The 16235-nt window shown below is 66.5% G+C and carries 14 protein-coding genes and 2 pseudogenes; 8 read left to right on the top strand and 8 right to left on the bottom strand.

Annotated elements, in window-relative coordinates; genetic code table 11:
* Positions 1–573: 573 nt before the first annotated feature.
* Positions 574–2955, top strand: a complete 2382-nt coding sequence (locus ACZ7L5_RS45145; protein WP_471524951.1) for a helicase associated domain-containing protein — start codon at positions 574–576, stop codon at positions 2953–2955.
* Positions 2956–3006: 51 nt separating this feature from the next.
* Here ACZ7L5_RS45145 and ACZ7L5_RS45140 read toward each other — a convergent pair whose 3' ends face one another.
* From ACZ7L5_RS45140 to ACZ7L5_RS45120, 5 genes are all read right to left on the bottom strand, one after another.
* Positions 3007–3594, bottom strand: coding sequence for a DUF6262 family protein (locus tag ACZ7L5_RS45140; RefSeq protein WP_471524949.1), 588 nt, complete (start codon positions 3592–3594; stop codon positions 3007–3009).
* Positions 3591–4622, bottom strand: coding sequence for a tyrosine-type recombinase/integrase (locus ACZ7L5_RS45135; RefSeq protein WP_471524947.1), 1032 nt, complete (start codon positions 4620–4622; stop codon positions 3591–3593). The genes ACZ7L5_RS45140 and ACZ7L5_RS45135 overlap by 4 nt, the downstream gene beginning before the upstream one ends.
* Positions 4623–4753: 131 nt before the next feature.
* On the bottom strand, positions 4754–6190 hold the full coding sequence (locus tag ACZ7L5_RS45130) for a hypothetical protein (protein ID WP_471524945.1): 1437 nt from the start codon (positions 6188–6190) through the stop codon (positions 4754–4756).
* Positions 6187–7278 (bottom strand): tyrosine-type recombinase/integrase, encoded by a 1092-nt coding sequence (locus ACZ7L5_RS45125; protein WP_471524944.1) that lies wholly within the window; start codon positions 7276–7278, stop codon positions 6187–6189. The genes ACZ7L5_RS45130 and ACZ7L5_RS45125 overlap by 4 nt, the downstream gene beginning before the upstream one ends.
* A gap of 259 nt (positions 7279–7537) precedes the next feature.
* A complete protein-coding gene (locus tag ACZ7L5_RS45120; protein WP_471524942.1) occupies positions 7538–7804 on the bottom strand; it encodes a DUF6308 family protein in 267 nt (88 codons plus the stop codon).
* Between the two features lie 49 nt (positions 7805–7853).
* Here ACZ7L5_RS45120 and ACZ7L5_RS45115 point away from each other — a divergent pair, with 49 nt between their 5' ends.
* From ACZ7L5_RS45115 to ACZ7L5_RS45100, 4 genes are all read left to right on the top strand, one after another.
* Positions 7854–8087 carry a KTSC domain-containing protein gene (locus tag ACZ7L5_RS45115; protein ID WP_471524940.1) on the top strand — a complete coding sequence of 78 codons (234 nt, stop codon included), beginning with the start codon at positions 7854–7856 and terminating at the stop codon, positions 8085–8087.
* A 53-nt stretch (positions 8088–8140) separates the two neighbouring features.
* Complete coding sequence (locus tag ACZ7L5_RS45110) at positions 8141–8641, top strand: AAA family ATPase (protein WP_471524938.1); 501 nt, start codon at positions 8141–8143, stop codon at positions 8639–8641.
* A gap of 16 nt (positions 8642–8657) precedes the next feature.
* Complete coding sequence (locus tag ACZ7L5_RS45105) at positions 8658–9713, top strand: ATP-dependent nuclease (protein WP_471524936.1); 1056 nt, start codon at positions 8658–8660, stop codon at positions 9711–9713.
* A 267-nt stretch (positions 9714–9980) separates the two neighbouring features.
* Positions 9981–10970, top strand: a complete 990-nt coding sequence (locus ACZ7L5_RS45100) for a WD40 repeat domain-containing protein (protein ID WP_471524934.1) — start codon at positions 9981–9983, stop codon at positions 10968–10970.
* Positions 10971–11018: 48 nt separating this feature from the next.
* Here ACZ7L5_RS45100 and istB read toward each other — a convergent pair whose 3' ends face one another.
* Positions 11019–11807, bottom strand: a complete 789-nt coding sequence (gene istB / locus ACZ7L5_RS45095) for an IS21-like element helper ATPase IstB (protein ID WP_471524932.1) — start codon at positions 11805–11807, stop codon at positions 11019–11021.
* Positions 11804–13460, bottom strand: a pseudogene (gene istA, locus ACZ7L5_RS45090) (IS21 family transposase). Before istA ends, istB begins: the two are co-directional and overlap by 4 nt.
* Positions 13461–14198: 738 nt before the next feature.
* On the opposite strand from istA, the gene ACZ7L5_RS45085 reads away from it, so the two are divergent.
* The 3 genes from ACZ7L5_RS45085 to ACZ7L5_RS45075 all read left to right on the top strand — a co-directional run bounded on the left by ACZ7L5_RS45085 (position 14199) and on the right by ACZ7L5_RS45075 (position 15820).
* Entirely contained in the window at positions 14199–14801 is a 603-nt protein-coding gene (locus ACZ7L5_RS45085) for a 3'-5' exonuclease (RefSeq protein WP_471524930.1), read from the top strand.
* A 97-nt stretch (positions 14802–14898) separates the two neighbouring features.
* Positions 14899–15327, top strand: coding sequence for a GNAT family N-acetyltransferase (locus ACZ7L5_RS45080; RefSeq protein WP_471524928.1), 429 nt, complete (start codon positions 14899–14901; stop codon positions 15325–15327).
* Positions 15328–15358: 31 nt separating this feature from the next.
* Positions 15359–15820, top strand: a complete 462-nt coding sequence (locus ACZ7L5_RS45075; protein WP_471524927.1) for a hypothetical protein — start codon at positions 15359–15361, stop codon at positions 15818–15820.
* Positions 15821–15824: 4 nt separating this feature from the next.
* Here the strand turns inward: ACZ7L5_RS45075 and ACZ7L5_RS45070 are convergent.
* Positions 15825–16142, bottom strand: a pseudogene (locus ACZ7L5_RS45070) (transposase); the annotation flags it as partial.
* Positions 16143–16235: the final 93 nt, after the last annotated feature.

Raw genomic sequence — 16235 nt, 5'->3', positions numbered from 1 at the left:
CCCCGCGGAGCGGGATATGCAGCGCTGGCGCGCTGCATAGGGAACGGCGCTGCTGACGCTCCGCCAGGTTCCCGCGCAAGCGCGGTAACCGAATTCCGCAAGCGGAATTCTGAATGCGTATCAATTCGCGCAAGCGCGAATTGATGGAATCCCGCAAGCGGGATTCCTGGGGCTGGCAGTAAGGGGTGGGTGCATCACGCGCGGGTCTGTGTAGGGCTTGGGGTTCCCAGCTACCACCCCTGAACGGATGTGACGAACCGTCGGCCTGACGGGGTGCCGGCCTCGTTGTAATGACGGGGGTTCCGCTGCGCTCCACCCTGAACCACTCCCCCACCGTCTACCTGTCCCGACATGCTCACCAATGGCCTGTCAGCATACAGGACAACCGACCGTTCGTGGGTGGGATTGAGTCATGGACCACTCTCGGGAACGAAGTTTGTGTGTGGGTGATGCATCACGAGTTGTGGCTGTGTAGAGTCTGGGATCAGATGCTACACCCCTACCGTCGCGCACCTGCGCCTGGATTCCATTTGTTATTACGCGCTGCATTCCGCGAAAAGGAGAACACGGGGCATGGCCGTGAAGCTGCGTGATCACCAGATCGAGGCCGTTGCCGCCATTGTGCGCGGTCTTGATGTTCCGCCGGGTGGTATTCCCTGGAATGGTCTTCGTGGGCAGGTGCACGCGGCGTGTGGGACGGGGAAGACCATCATGGCGGCGGCGTCGGCGAGGCGGCTTGTGCCCCGGGGGCGTGTGCTCGTGTTGGTGCCGACGCTGGATCTGCTGGCGCAGACGGTGAGGGCGTGGCACGAGGCCGGGCACAAGGGGCCGGCGGTTGCGGTGTGTTCGCTCCAGGACGATCCGGAGCTGTGGTCGTTGAAGGTGCGCTCCACGACGAACCCGATCCAGTTGGCGCTGTGGCACGGGCGGGGGCCGGTGACCATCTACGCCACCTACGCGTCCCTGGGGGTTCTGGCGGAGGCTTTCGAGGGCGCCTACGGTCAGAAGCTTGATCGAGTAGACCTCGCGGTGGTTGATGAGGCCCACAGGACAAGTGGCTCGATGGGTAAGGCCTGGGCGGCCATCCACGATCAGAGCGTCATCCCGGCAGCACGCCGGCTGTACCTGACGGCCACACCGAGGATCTGGGAAGAGCGGCTCAACCGGGAGATCGCCGAAGGAGTCCGTGACCCGCTGCCGCGAGAGATGGCAGCGTCCATGGACGACGAGACCGTCTTCGGGCCCGTCCTCTACAAGCTCTCGCTCGCCTCTGCCGTCTCCCGGGGCTTGCTGGCGCGGTATCAGATCATCGTCTTGGAGCTGAAGGATCCGGTCGTCATTCCGGAACGGCTGATGGGTGAGGAGCGGCGCAGCGAAGAGGTGCGCGGTCAGCGGCTCGGAGCCTTGCAGGCCGCGCTCCTGCACACGATGGCGCAGCACAACCTGTCGACGTGCATCACCTTCCACCACCGCACCATCGAGGCACAGGCGTACGCGGAGGGTCTGGAGCGGGTGGCTGCGAAGCTGCACGCGGATCAGCCCGAGACGTACCCGAAGCGGATCTGGGCCGACTGGCTGTGCGGCGAGCACGTCCCTGAGCACCGGCAGGAGGTTCTCGGCTCGTTCGGGACCACGGCGCAGCGCGCCGTGGTCTCCAACTGCCGGGTCCTGGGCGAGGGCGTCGACATCCGCGCGGTGGACTCTGTTGCTCTACTGGACCCCAAGGGCGCGCCGCACGACATCGTCCAGGCCATCGGCCGGGCACTCCGACAGAAGCCCGGACAGGGCAAACTCGCCTCCCTGATCGTGCCGGTCTTCCTCCAGCCCGGAGAAATGCCCGAGGATATGTTCACCTCGGGGTCGTATCGCCCGTTGGTGAAAGTCTTGGAAGGTCTGCGCGCTCACGATGAAGAAGCCGTCGAGCTGCTCGCCATTCCACAGGAGCCTCAGAGGGACGTCGCCCAACCGTCCGTGAACATCGGCACGCCGCCCGAGGAAGGCGAAGCCGAATCACGGTTGCTGCTCCGTTTCGCCGCCCCCAGGGATCCCGTGATGGTCGCCGACTGGGTCTCCTTCAACGTGATCGACACCGAACGCCAAGACTGGGCCCGAGCCTGGGCGAAGCTGAAGGCGTACGTCGAGCGGGTCGGGAACGCCCGCGTGCCCTACGGACACCGCGAGGGCGCGACACCACTTGGACAATGGGTCGCAGAACAACGACGCGCCTACACAGCCGGACAGATGACCGGCCAGCGCGCCCGACGGCTCGAACAACTCGGCATGGTCTGGTCCCTGGCCGATGAACGCTTCCAGGAGAACCTCGAAGCCGCCAAGGCCTACTACGAGCAGCATTGGACGCTGTGCGCGCCCCGCTCCGCGAGCATGCTGGACCGGCCGTTGGGGATGTGGCTCGCAAATTTGAGGCGGCCCGGTGCGCTGGACGGACGCCCCGAATGGGAGAGGGCACTGCGCGAGGTCGATGAGGACTGGAACCCGGCGTGGCCGGCCGAATGGCAACGCCACTACGCGGCGCTGCGGGAGCTGGTCGCCGACGAAGAGGGCCAGGCAGACGTTCTTCCTGGCCTCACGGTCCACGGCATGGACATCGGGAAGTGGCTGGCCCGGCAGCGGAAACCGGAGGTCTGGCAGGCACTTCACGACGGGCAGCGCGAGCGCTTGGAGCAGCTCGGCGTCACGCCGCCCGCCCCGGAGCCGGAAACGCCCGCGAAACCGTCCACCACGCCCGTGGGGGCCTTCGAGCGGGGCGTGGCGGCCCTGGCGCAGTACAAGGCTCGGGAGGGCTCCCTGACGGTCCCCAGAGGCCATACAGAGCAGCTGGAAGATGGCACCGAGGTCCGGCTTGGGGTATGGATCATGAACCAGAAGACCCGCAGGACGAAGCTCGCTCCCGACAGACTCGCAGCGCTCGCCAACCTCGGCATTGACTGGGTGTGACGGCGAACGAGGAAGCGCGCCGTTTGCAGCCGGCGTTGCACTGCGGCTGGGTCACGGCGGCGGAGGTGGGGCGGTGAGGTAGGGCGCGAGTTGGGCTTCAAGATCTGCGACGCGTTTGTCCAGGAAGCGGTTGTTCTGGCGGGCGCTGGCCAGACGGTCTTGGAGGCGTTGGTTGTCCTGGGTGAGCTGTCTTGCTTGCTGCTTCAGGCTGGTGTTCTCGGTGACGATCCGCTGAAGTGAGCCTTCGGGGAGATCGTGTTCAAGGTCGCGGATCTTGCCGAGGAGCGCTGCGATGTGGGTGCGCTGAGTGAGGATTTCGCGCTGTGTCTGGGCAAGTGCCTCTTCGGCATTGAGGGCGCGTTCTCTCCAGGCAGGTTGTGTCGGCTGCGTGTGGTTGCGGCTGTTGGAGAGTTCGGGGTGAGAGCTGTTTGTGCGGGTGGCTTGCTCCACAAGGGCTCTGGCTTGCTGGTTTTGGTAGAGGAAGGTTCGTGAGACGCGGGCGGTACGGGCAACGGCTGCGACGGTGACAGGGGTATGGTCGCGCGCCATAGCCGTCAGGGCGGTCTGGAGGCGTTGAAGCATTTCGTGGGTGGTTTGGCGGCGGGCCTGTACGGCCGCGTCGGTGCGGGCAGTCTTCATGGCTGCCCTGTGGTGTCGTCGGGGGCTGGCAGTGCTGCGAGGTCTCGGGCGCGGAAAGCGGTGCTCCAGGTGCGGTGGAAGTAGTCCTGTGGGCGTCGCAGGTCGAGGGTGAGGGCTTCGTCGAGGATGCCGAGGGCGGCCAGTGCCTGCTCGAGTCCTTTGATGGCCTGGGCGGTGGGCTCGAAGACGGTGTGGAGGTAGTCGGCGGTGGCATCGTCGGGGGCGTTCTCGGCGATGGAGCGCCATTGTTCGGCTTTGCGGCGCCAGTAGAGGAGGTCTGCGCCGGAGAGGACGAAGTTGTCGCAGTTCTCGCAGTCGAGTTTCCAGGGGCAGGATCCGCCGTCGACGACGGGTTGGTAGGTGCAGAACCCTCCGTCGGTGGGAGTGCTGCGGCGGGAGAGGTCCAGGGCCAGGGCGAGGGCTGTGTCGCGGTCCATTGGGGTGGTGTCGCCGGAGAGGAGTTTGCCGGGGTGGGGTGCGCCGGGCCCGGCTACCCAGACGGTGTTCAGGACGTCTTCGAGGTCGCTGTTGGTGATCTTCACGTAGTGCTCGGCCATGCGTTCGGAGCGCTGGCCGAGGTAGCGGCGGATGTGGGTGAGCGTGGCGCCGGCGCGCAGCAGGTTGGTGGCCAGGGTGTGGCGGGCCTGGTGGGCGACGTACGCGCCGCCGAGGTCGAGACCGTCGATCCAGGTCTTGAAGCGCTGGTTGAAGTGTCCGTAGGAGATCGGCTGCCGGCCGTTGGGGTTGCGGATGCGGGAGGGGAACAAAGCCAGGCCGGGACGTTCAGCAGCTGTGGGAACGCGGCCGTAGCGTTTTTCGAAGAGCTGGAGTGTCTTGGTGCGGCGGGCATCGAGGCACTGGTAGACGGGCTCGGGGATGCGGATGCCCTCGTTGTAGTTGCCGACCTTGGTCTGGTCGTGCCACAGCATGGCCAGACCGCGGTAGCGGCCGATGCAGTCCAGCCGCAGTCCGACGACCTCGCTGCAACGGCGACCGGTGGCGACGATGGTCTCCCAGATGTCCCGCAAACCCCGGTCGTTGAGGTCGAGTTCCTCCAGACGGCGCAGGTTGGTCTCGTCGGTCAGCGCGCGGGCGACGTCGTCGCTGAAGGGGTCGCGGGAACGCTGCTTGATGCCGGTGCCGCCGAAGGGAATGGCGGTCAGGAAGCCGGTGTCGATGCCGAGGCGTTCGGCGTGGCCGGCGGTGATGGCGCTGTAGAGCAGCTTGCGTCCCCGTTGAAGACGAACTGGCAGCTCAGGTCGGTGACGGTGGGGGGTCGTCCGTCGACCAGGACCATGCCCAGGGACGGCAGGCCGTGGCGGGCGCGGTGGCGCTGGTCGGCGACGAACCGTTCGGCGTGCTCACGGCGCAGCACGGTGGGGTCGTGGCCAGCGTCGGGGGCATCGTTTTCGAGGAAGACGCCCAGTTCGACAGCGGCGCGGCGCATCTGGTCGAAGGGACCTCGGGTGCGGGGGCACTGCGGGGATCGGAGCCACTCGGCGAGATGGTCCCAGAGCAGGTCGCGCAACCACCGCTGCGGTACGGCGGTGATGTCGAAGTGACTCTGGGCGTTCTTGAAGCGCCGTCCGAAATGATCGGTCTCCAGGAAGCCGGCGTCCTTGGTGTCCGAGGGGCTGTAGTAGACGCAGCGCAGGCCGTTGACGGTCTCCCAGCAGATCTGGCGCACCATGGAGTCGAACTGCCTGCGGGTCAGGCCCTGGTAGCCCTCGCCGTCGAGGTCGCTCAGGGAGGTGAATCGCCCGCGCCAGCAGTGGTTGATCAGGTTCTTGATGCCGTTGAGGTCCCAGGTCGAGCGTTGTTCAACTCGTGCATGGGCGTTCAGGCCCCACTTAATCTCTGCGGCGAGCAGTGGAGGCAGGCCATGCAGGTTGATCAGTCCGGGCTGGGTGACGGGGAGCGCACGTGCGCACCAGGTGCGGAAGACGACTTCGTCCTTGTAGGTCACCGGCAGGCGTCTGCCGTGCCGCCCCCTGCCGTGGGCTGAGGTATCGACTTCGGCTCCCCCGGGGCGGCCTTGTCCCTGATAGCGGTTCTCATGCTGACGGCACAGCCCCAGCGAGGAGGAGGCCAACAGAGGGCACACCGCCTGACAGTTGCCGTATCCCGCCAGCGGGGCTTGTGTGCCCAGCCACTGCTGGAATGCTTTTTCTTCGGCCCGTGCAGTGCCGGCATGGTGTTGCCAGCGTGCGTAGTGCTGGCTGCACAGCCGGAGCGCGGCCGTGGTGGCCGGCCGTTGCGGGCAGATCCGGCAGGGACCGTGATCGATACCCCGGGCAGCAGGGAGCGGCTCGGCGGTGCGCAGGAAGTCAGCTCTGGTCATTCCGGATGCCTGAACCTGAGCCCACAGCTGGTGATGGGACTCGCAGATGACCTGGCTTACCTGACGAGAGCGCCCGCAGCCGTCGATGGAGCATTCCCAGCCATAGACCGGGTGCTGAGGCGGGATCCTGATCAGCGTGTCGCGATAGAGCGGATCGAAAGCGGGGGCATCGATCAGGGCCGTGAGCAGTTCGAGCCGGTCGCGGCCGATGCGGGTGGTATCGGTGCGGCCGGGCAACAGCGTCAGCGGGATCACGGCTGTGTCCCCCACACCTGCTCCAGCGCCGCAGTGAAAACCGGGTCGTGGACGTCGACATGGCCGTAGACCTGCTCGACGGTCGCGGCCGAGGCCCAGCCGCCGGCCTCCCGTGCGATTACCGCGTTGCCCCGTGCGGCGTCCAGCACCGCGGTGGCGAAGCTGTGCCGGAAGGCGTGCGGGACCACCCGGCCGATCTCCACACGGGCGGCGGCCCGGCGCAGCATGCCGCGGGCCGCTGCGGTGGTCCACGGCTGGCTTCGGGAGGGGCCGTGCAGGCTGACCAGGAGCATGCCGTGAACAGGCTGGGCGGGGTACTGGGTGGTGATGTACTCGAAGTAGGTGTGGATCATCGCCGGGCTCACCCGGCGCACCGTCCCGCCGCACACCGTGCCGTCCTGCGAGGTCCAGGGTGTTTTCGTCTTGGCCCGGGCCCGGTTGTGGTTGTCCTCGCGGTGGCAGATGTGCACATGCGGTCCCCGGCATTGACCGCATGTGGCTTGCTCACGCAGGTGCAGGTCGACCAGCCGCAGCCCGCACAGTTCCCCGATCCGGAAGCCGCCGTCGGCCAGCCACGTGACCACCATCCGGTCCCGCGCGCACGACACCGCCCCCAGCAGGGCTTCTCTGGCTCCCTCGGGCAGCATCTTCGGATGCCGGCGGACCTGCTCGGCCGGAGCCAGGGGGTTCGCGGGCATGCTGACGTGTCCGAGCATCGCCCGGCGCCGGTCCGCCTGCGTGGGCAGTCGTGTTGTCCGCAGCGCCTCGGCCAGCGACGGGTTCACTCCCCGTATGCCCAGGTGGAGGTAGAAGCCCTTCAGGCAGGCTGCTGCGGTCTTCAGTGCGCTGTGTCCGTAGGGGCGCTTGCCTTCCCGCCACGGCAGACCGAACGGCCCCGGGTAATGCGCTCCGAGAGCTGCCATGTAGTGCCGCAGATCGTCAAGCGACACCGACTCCACCGTCAGGCCCGCAAAGCGGAGCCAGCGCAGATGATCCACTAGCACATACGCGTACGTACGGTCCGTACCCGCCGCGCATGTACGCAGGAACCCGTCCGCCTCCGCCACCAGCGTGCAGTCGGTATCCACGACCGTGTAACAGACCCGGCCGTCCCCGCGGCCGATCTCTGCACCCGTAACTCGCCCACGACCAGCCGACCACCCACCCGCACGCCGCCCCCTCCGAACCGGGAACCGCCCCAGCAGCGGCACCTCAGTCCGCAGTCCACACCCCTCCCCCGCACCCGCAGACCACTCCACGCGAACGTCCCACACACGTCAGTGACGGTTGGTAAAGTCCGTCACCCTCACACGCCAGAACGCCAGAAGGGCACCTTCGCTGCCGACGTCAGCGAGGACAGGCGTGCCCCTCCGCCCGGTGCCCCATCCACACCGCCACGTCGAATACCCGCAGCACGCTCACCGTCTCCGGCACCCCCGCGACCTGGCGCAGCTCCAGCAACTGGCGGTGCAGGCAGCGTCCTCGGCGCGGTGAGCGCCCGTGGCTGTGTGCCGTTGACGAGCAAACGGCCAGATCTTTGCGCCAACGCCTGATGAGCCGCTGTGCATTCGTCTCAAGCGCCAGGACGGGTTGAAGGCGGGCGTTTTCTGCCAACTCCGCCCGGGCGGCGCTATTATCGGTCGATCACGCAACGCCTGAAACATTGGCCGCAGGAGGCGTCTTGTTACACGAGCAGGTTCGCTCCTCGCATGTCCGGTCAGTGGGCTACAGCCAGCAGGAGCGTGTGCTTGAAGTCGCCTTTCACAGCGGAGGGGTGTACCGCTACGACGACGTGCCTGCGGACGTGCACACGGCCTTGATGGCGGCTCCCAGCAAGGGTGGTTTCCTGGCCCGCTCCGTCAAGGGCCGCTACGTCTACCGCCGTGTCTCGGGCTGACGCACCCGTCGTTCCACCCAGGTCCCGTCCATCGTTGTCGAGTTGAGGCACGCGTGCAGATCTGTTCCGTTTCCGTCGAGGGCTTTCGCTGCCTTGCGGACGTCGCCGGGGTTCCGGTCCTTTCCCAGACGATTCTGACCGGGCGGAACGAAGGCGGGAAGACCGCTCTTCTGGATGCGCTGAATTTCCTGCTGCACGGAACAGCTCTGAGCGAGCACGATCTCACTTACGTCGGCGACGGCGATCTCCAGGAGCCGGGGGGTGACGCAGCCGCCCCGCACGCCCGTGTGTCCCAGACGGTCGTAACGGGCAGTTTCAGCCTCAGTGCCGAGGAGCAGCTGCGTCTCGAGTTGCCTGAGCAAGTACGAATTCGGCGGCGTTTCCGGCCGGAGGCCGGCATGTTCCTGGAAGTCCATCGCCGTGTCTGCCAGGACCCTCAACTGCGTGACCTGGCGGCGGTGAAGCTACCGGGGTTGAAGGAGCTCGCGGCCGCTCACGGGGGTCGAGCCGGTCGGGCAGGCGAATGCCAGAAGCAGCTGGGAGCAGCCGCTTAGGGCCTTGGCTCAGCAGATGAAGCAGGTGGACGCGTGGGTGCCGGCGGACTCCGAGGCGGCTGCGGCCCTGCCGACGATGGTGTACTTCAAGGGAAACTCCGTCCAGGCGCCCGAGGCCGTGATCCAGAGCCTGCTCAACTCCCGGCTTCGGGAATACACACGGGCCGCCGAAGTGGCCAAGCGGGTAACAGATCTTGAGGACTATCTCGCCGAATCGCTGAAAGAGGACATCGACAGCATCCGCAGTCACATCGCGCAGCGATGCGCCCTGCCGTCGGTGGAGCTGGCTCCCCAGGTACAGGTGCGTCCGGCGCTGGTCGGCGTCGAGCTGAACGTGATGGACTCCCAGGGCCGCCGCTTCCCGCTGTCGTCTGCCGGCACCGGCCGCTCGCGCCGGATCTCACTGGCCCTGTGGGAGAGCAGCAACGAACTTCTGGGTCAGCACGACGCCACGCAGACTCCCGAGTCGGATGTCCTGTTCGTCTATGACGAGCCCGACACCCACCTCGACTACGCTCATCAGCGGCGCATCATGGCACTCCTCCAACTGCAGTCCGCGCGGCCCGATGCGCGCGTCATCGTGGCGACGCACTCACTCAACTTGATCGACGGAGTCGACATCTCCTCCGTGGTGCACTTGCGTACCCAGGAGGGCCGGGTTCGGGCGGAGGTCCTGAGCGAGGACAGTGCGGATAAGGACGTGCGCCGGCATCTGTCGACGATCGCGACAACACTGGGCTTCCGCAACAGCGTCCTCCTGCACGAGCGGTTCTTCGTCGCCGTGGAGGGCGTATCCGAGACATCCGCGTTCCCCATCCTCTTCCGCAAGCACGCTGGCTTCCCGATCCAGTCCGCCGGGATCTGCCTGTGGGCCGGCGGCAGCAACGAAGGCGCGCTGCGATTCGCCCGGTTCCTCAAAGATCACGGCCGCGATGTCGCCTTCGTCGTCGACAAAGAGAGCCGCACGAACCAAAAGCACGTCTTCCGAGACGACAAGCTCAAGGAGCACGGCTTCGACCTGAAGCAGGAGTGCCTGGCCGTGTCAGTTTCTTCGGGAGTCGTTTCGCGATGACTTCGGGAGTCGTTTTGCGGCGGGCTTCATCATCAATGTCGGTGACTTTTGATGTCACGCGTAGGCTGCGGGGCCGCCGGGGCCCGGCAAGTCGTCAGGTGATGCCGAGTAGGTCGAGTAGACGCGTGGGATTTCGGGAGCGATGGCGGGGGTGATGGCGGCACCGTCCGCCCGCAGCGCTCGTCCGCCCGCAGCGCTCGTTCGCCTGGCGGCGGTCCGGGAGCCGCTAGTTTCCGGGTTGTCAGACGCGCCGATTATCCTGCCCGGATGTCTGACAAGCGTTTGATTCTGAGTAGCGCAGCGCCTGGCAATCCCCGGATTGACGGCCTTGCCGTGGTCGAGGTGGACGGGGCGCCTTTGGTGGTGTGTACCGGCTTCTACACGCTGTGGAGCTGGGCCCCGTTGCAGGACGAGTGGCAGGAGAGGCCGTTGGTGTACGCCTTCGCCGAGCACCCACTTGGCGCCGAGTACCCGGATGCCAAGAACGATCTCGACTCGGTGGCCGTGGCCGTTTCCAACGGGCGCGTGGTAGTGGCCGCCGGCGGGGATGAGCAAGGGGCAGCCGTCTGGGACCTGGACAGCGGCGAGTTGCTCCGCGGGCCGACCGACGAGCTCTACGTCTCGTCCATCGCTACGGTGAAAGGCGAGGGACCGCCGCTGTTCGTGGCAAGTAGTGGGATCCACTGGGACGGAGTCCGGGTGTGGGGGCTGTCCGGCGAGGAACCTCCGGTGGAGCTGGATGCCGGCTCCATCTGGGGTCTAGCCACCGCAAGCGTCGACGGCCGTTCGCTGGTCGTTGGGGGCGGGGAAGAAGGGGTAGAGGTGTGGGATGCGGCAAATGGTGAACAAGTCGCGTCGTTCTATGTGGACGACGAGGACAGGGCATATGCCGTCGCACTCTCCCAGCTCGACGGTCGCCCGGTGGTCGTGGCGGGCACGGACTCCGGAAAGGTGTATGTATTCGACCTGTCCGGGGACGAAGACGGCGATCCGATCCACGAACCGTCCACCGGTCATGAGGGCGGCATCAACGCCTTGGATGCCGCCGTGGTCGGCGACCGTGCGGTCGCGGTGACCGGCGGCGAGGACGGGACCGTGCGGATTTGGGACCTTGCCAGCGGTCGACAAGTCGGGCCGCCGCTGACCGGCCACAATTGGAGCGTTGAAGCTGTAGTGGTCACCACGATGCAGGATCGCCCGGTTGCCCTGACCGCCGGTCGGGATGGCGTCGTACGTATCTGGGACCTGACCCTCTGACACGGCGCTGGACGAGCCGAAGGATCAGCCAACCCGTGTGGCGCCCGATCAGCTGGCCTGGGCTTGTTCGGCCTGGGCTTTGGTGTGGGCGAGGCGGTATGACTCGGTACCGGTCTGGATGATGGCGCCGTTGAAGGTCAGCCGGTCGACGATGGCCGCGCAGAGCCGAGGGTCGGTGAACGTCTTTGTCCACCCGCTGAAACTTTCGTTCGAAGCGATGGCGACGCTGTTCTTCTCCTCACGCTCGGTCAGAACCTGAAACAGCAGCTCAGCGCCCCTGCGGTCAAGCTCCATATAGCCGAGTTCATCAATGCATAAAAGATCGACACGGCCGTAGCGGGCGATCGTCTTGGACAACTGCTTCTCGTCGGCGGCTTCGACGAGTTCGTTGACGAGTTTGGTGGCCAGCACGGAGCGGACACGGAAGCCGTGCATCGCGGCCTCCGTGCCCAGGGCGATCAGCAGGTGGGACTTGCCGGTGCCCGAGTCGCCGATCAGGCAGAGGGGCTCCCCCTTCTTGACCCATTCGCAGGTGGCGAGGGTGTTGACGGTGGCCGGGTCGATGTTGGGGTTGGCGTCGAAGTCGAACGCCCGCAGGCTTTTGTCGCGTGGGAAGGAGGCGGCCTTGATCCGGCGTTCGGAGCGTCGGCGGGCCCGGTCGTCACACTCAGCCATCAGCAGTTCGGCGAGGAAGGCCCTATACGACATCTGGTCGCGTGCGGCGCCTTCGGCGAGGTCGGTGAACTGCTGGCGGATGGAGGGCAGCCTGAGCATGCGGCATGCCTGGTCGATCGAGGCGGTGGCGGCTTCTTCGGTCAGTCCGCGCTTGCGTGTCATGATTCCTCTTTCCCGCCGGCCGTGCGGCCGTGCCGTTTCAGGAGCTGGTCGTAGTGGGCCCACCGACGGCAGCGGCCGGTTGTCGAGCGGGAGGTGGGACAGCTTGCAGTCGGACAGGAAGGTGACCGTGCCGCCACTCTCGTCCTGCGGCTGGACGGGGCGGGTCGCAGGGGGCTTCGCAGGCTCGGTGAAGCTCTCGCCTTCGGCGGCCTTGCGGGCCTCCAGCGCGACCGCGTCCGCGGTCAGGGCGCCAGCCCGGTGGGCCGCGGCGAGTCCGGCAACGACGTGTTCGTGTTGCATATGGCGGCCCAGCAGCAGCACCTCGATGAGGGCCCGGGTGCCGGCCGCCTCGCCGTGGGCGGCGCGGGCCGCGGTCCACCAGGCTTCGTGGACGGGAGTGAACTTCCCTGCGGCTTTGGCCTGTTCGAGGGCGGTGGCTCCGGGGAAGGCGCCCGGCTTGCGAAGGAGTGCTTCCAGGTAGTGGTCCAGGACCAGGCGGGATTCGCCCCGGCCGCTGAGCCGTTCGTGGTGGGCGACCACGGTGCGGCCGTCGTAGACGACCAGGTCGTTGGCGTGTAGCAACACCCGCAGCTGGCGGCCGATGAAGCGGACCGGAACCGAGTAGGAGTTGCAGCGGACGGTGACCTGGCCGAACCGGTTGACCCGCGGAGTGAACCATCGCCCGGTCTCGAACACCTCTCTCGGTAAAGGCCGCAGCAGCGGCTGTTCCTGGGCGAAGTGCTCGCCGATGGTGCGGGTCTTCGACCGCAAGCGGCGTCCTTCGTCGTCCAGGTCCCACTGGTCGACAATCGCGTTCAGCTCGGTCAGCGAGTCGACCTCGGGGACAGGGACGAAGTGGTTGCGGCGGTAGTAGCCGATCTGCCCCTCAACACCGCCCTTCTCATGGGCGCCCTCGATGCCGGGACGGCAGTAGAAAGCATCGATGCCCCAGTGCGATCGGAAGGCCGTCCAGCGGTCGTTCTCCACCCGGGCCCGGCCCAGGCCCAGGACCCGCTCGACCGCAGCCCGCAGGTTGACGTAGCGGATCCGACCTCGGGGTATGCCGCCCAGCACCCGGAAAGCGTGCACGTGCCCTTCGAAGAAAGCCTCCTGGCCGCAGGAGGCGAACACCCGGTGCACCGCCTTGCCGGAGTAGGACAACCGTAACGAGAACAGATAGACCTTGGTCATCTTGCCCGCGAGCAACACGTGAATGTCGCCGAAGTCGACCTCCGCCTCCGCTCCCGGCAGATGCGTCTGCGGCACGAACATCGCATCCGGGCCTACTCCGGCCTGCCGACGGATCTCCTTGCGACGGTCCTTCACGTAGAGGCGGACCATGGAATAAGAGATGTCGTCGGCCCCATGGCCCTCGATGAGGCGGTCATAGATGCGCTGGGCGGTGTGCCGCTGCTTGGGCGGGGCGTCCAGGTCAGCCAGCAGCATCCCATCGATCAGCGGCTTGTAAGGATCGAGCCGGGACTCCTTGCGTCGCTGCCTCTTGCGCGGCTCGGGCCACTGTCCGTCCAGAGCCCGCCGGACCGTCCTCCAGGTCACATTGTGCGTGCGCTGGAGGGCCCGCAACGACATGCCCATCCGGTGATCTCGGCGGATCGCCGCATACAACTCGACCTTCGACTGCGAGTTACCCATGAGGCCCCCAGCGAACGAGCACACCTCACAGTCCCACCGCAAGCCCCCAAGTGACGTCAAAACAAACTGACATCGCAAACTCGGTCAGACAGTGACTCCCACAGTCATATCGAAACGACTCCCGCAGTCACGCACAAAACCACAGCCAAGGCGCTCACCCGTCTCGCAACCCGCGCGGCGCTGCCCGGATGGGCCGAGTGGCACGGCCGGTTCCTTGAGCGGTACGGACCAAACTACCCAACTCGCGGCGGCCCTGCGTATGAGTGATCGCACGATACGCCGGAGCCTCGCCACCCGGAGCGGGAATACTTGACGAGGCAGAGCGATCCTGATCAGAAGGTGTCACCGTTCACCGCCCGGCCACGTTCCGCACTGTGAACAGAGTGACCACTCAGGTCAACCCAGCAGCGATCCGCGACGGGCCCTCCTTTCACCCGTGACCGGCCGTCGTGAAACCTTGCCCCCCTTGCTGCTCCCCGCCCTGCGGGGATGTCCTTGTAAGAAAGCCTGGGTGAAGCCGGACTTGACGGTCGTCGAGCGCGAGGCGCGTCCGCGGGGCGGCCGGCGACGCTGAAGGTCAACGACCGTGCATCGTCATCGAGGGACTGGACGAGCCGCCCCACCACTACCTGCAGCACGGGTTCGGCTACCAGTGCCACGACCGTGCCAAGCTCCACCACTACCGCCAGCACGGCCGAGCCGGATCGGCTGGGAGGCGGAGAACGGACCCGACCCCGCATGAACTTCAGCACCTGGCCCGCACTGCTCGTCGTCGACGTAGAAGGCAACGGAACCGCTCCGCCCGACCTCGTCGAGGTGGCCGCACTGCCCATCAGGGACGGCCACCTGGACAAGAGCACCGCGAAGGCATGGCTGACCCGCCCCAGCCGCCCCGTCACCTTTTTCGCGAGCCGGGTGCACGGCCTGTCCAACGACGACTTGGCCGACAAGCCGACATGGGCAGAGATCGCGGGCCAGGTGCACACCTTCATGGGCACAGCCTGGATCTGCGCACACAACGCCCACACCGACTACCGCGTGCTGAGCGCACACCTCCCAAGCTGGCAGCCCGCCGGCGTGCTGGACACTCTCCGCCTCGCCAAGGCCACCTATCCGGACCTGGGCAAGTACAGCCTTGACGCTCTCATCGAGCACGTGAGGCCCGACCTGAGCGAGGCCCCCGCGCAGCGGCATCGGGCCACATTCGACGCCTTTGCCACGGCACGGCTCCTCATCGCCATGGCCTCCCGATACGACACCTGGGGCCAACTGGTCGCCGCGGCCGTGCCGCCCGGCCTGCCCGGTGCTCCCGAACCAGAAAAGGACCAAACCTTGTGGTGACCCACTCACACCCCATCCGGAGCGGCGTGCTCGGCACGCACCCCACCGGCAAGACGACGCTCGCTCAAGCGCATCGAGATGGACCCGGGTACCTGGCATGTACCCGGTCCAGCGTTCCAGCCAGCGCCTCGCCCTCCGCGAACTCACTAAAGGCCACCGCGAGGCCACGGAACACCTCTCGTTCGAACCGCGTACCCGCGAACAGGTTGGCCAGATCGTCGCCCGATCCATGGCCTCAGCCACGGCGGACCCGCGCAGCGAGTACGCCCTGGCCGTCGTGGAACGGGCGACAGACGACGTACTCGGGTTCGGCCGGATCGCTACAGACCTCCACCAGCAGCGCGCAGCCACCTTCGGCTTCGCACTGCGCCCGAACTCCTGGAGAATCGGCTACGGTCTCGAAAATGGCTCTGTCCATGAGAACGAGTTCTGGCACAGGTTCCGTGCAGCAGTGACTGAGCGTGCGAGCCGGGAGGTGGCTGCCTCGCTGGTCAGGACTGGATTTGATCCGGCCCTACGAGGTTAGGGTGCTGATTCACGAACCGAGGAGAGCTGATGTGCACGACAGACCGCGGATAGAGGAAACCCTCGATGTCCTGCGTGCCGAGCTGGAGGCCGAGCAATCGGCGAAGACCGAGTTGACCACGCGGGCTGCATGGCTGGCCTTCATGCGATTCGCGCGGCAGCGCTTTGCCACCGCGCCCACCCCCGACCCGCATGGCTTGCTCTTCCAGTACTGCACGTACGCCTTCAGCGGGCGTCCGATGTTCACGGTGGACCTCACACGACAGTTCGAAATCAGCGACGACGGCGGTGAGCACGACCACTACGTACAGATTCACTGCGAACTCCGCTACGAGTGCGAACCCGCCCTGGACGCCTTGGGAAGCTTCAACTCCTGGTTCTTCCACGACACCGACGCGGACCTCGACGAGTGGGTCGCCGCCATGGAGGGGCACCTAGAGCTGTTGCTTGCTCGTGTGCCCTCCGAGGTCGATGTGTACGAGGAGCCGGTCTAGGACGTCACACCAGCAGGACTCGTTTACGCAGGGGGTCAAAGCCGGCGCGGCCGAACATCTGACGCTTCAGCATCTTGATCCGATTGACGTGGCCTTCGACGACTCCGGAGTTCCAGGGCAGGGTCAGGCCGGCAATGACGGCATCGCGGTCTCGGTCGATGCCCGCAGCGAGAGTGTGGAGGCTGGGAAGGTCGTCCTGCCGGACGGCGTCGAGCCAGTCCGGCAGGCGTTCGCCCTGGCGCTCGGTGAGCATGGTCGCGAAGGACCGGACGTGACCGGTCAGGGCGTCGAGTTCGGGGCAGCGTGTGCGGACGGACTTGAGCTTGTTCTTTATCTACCAGGACCTGCCAGGCTTGCCGATGGCCTTGAGGGTCTCGGGGCGTTTGACGGTCTTGCCGACGTTGTATCGGGGTGC

This window comes from Streptomyces sp. NPDC107528, assembly GCF_055639295.1.
Note: the sequence above shows the minus strand (reverse complement) of the source record. Positions and strands in the feature narration are given on the sequence as shown.

What these genes read in the sequence shown, in the direction of transcription:
- ACZ7L5_RS45140 (WP_471524949.1), bottom strand. Translation starts at nt 3,594, where the DNA reads ATGAAGACTGCCCGCACCGACGCGGCCGTACAGGCCCGCCGCCAAACC.
- ACZ7L5_RS45085 (WP_471524930.1), top strand. Translation starts at nt 14,199, where the DNA reads ATGAACTTCAGCACCTGGCCCGCACTGCTCGTCGTCGACGTAGAAGGC.
- ACZ7L5_RS45100 (WP_471524934.1), top strand. Translation starts at nt 9,981, where the DNA reads ATGTCTGACAAGCGTTTGATTCTGAGTAGCGCAGCGCCTGGCAATCCC.
- ACZ7L5_RS45080 (WP_471524928.1), top strand. Translation starts at nt 14,899, where the DNA reads ATGTACCCGGTCCAGCGTTCCAGCCAGCGCCTCGCCCTCCGCGAACTC.
- istB (WP_471524932.1), bottom strand. Translation starts at nt 11,807, where the DNA reads ATGACACGCAAGCGCGGACTGACCGAAGAAGCCGCCACCGCCTCGATC.
- ACZ7L5_RS45105 (WP_471524936.1), top strand. Translation starts at nt 8,658, where the DNA reads ATGAAGCAGGTGGACGCGTGGGTGCCGGCGGACTCCGAGGCGGCTGCG.
- ACZ7L5_RS45145 (WP_471524951.1), top strand. Translation starts at nt 574, where the DNA reads ATGGCCGTGAAGCTGCGTGATCACCAGATCGAGGCCGTTGCCGCCATT.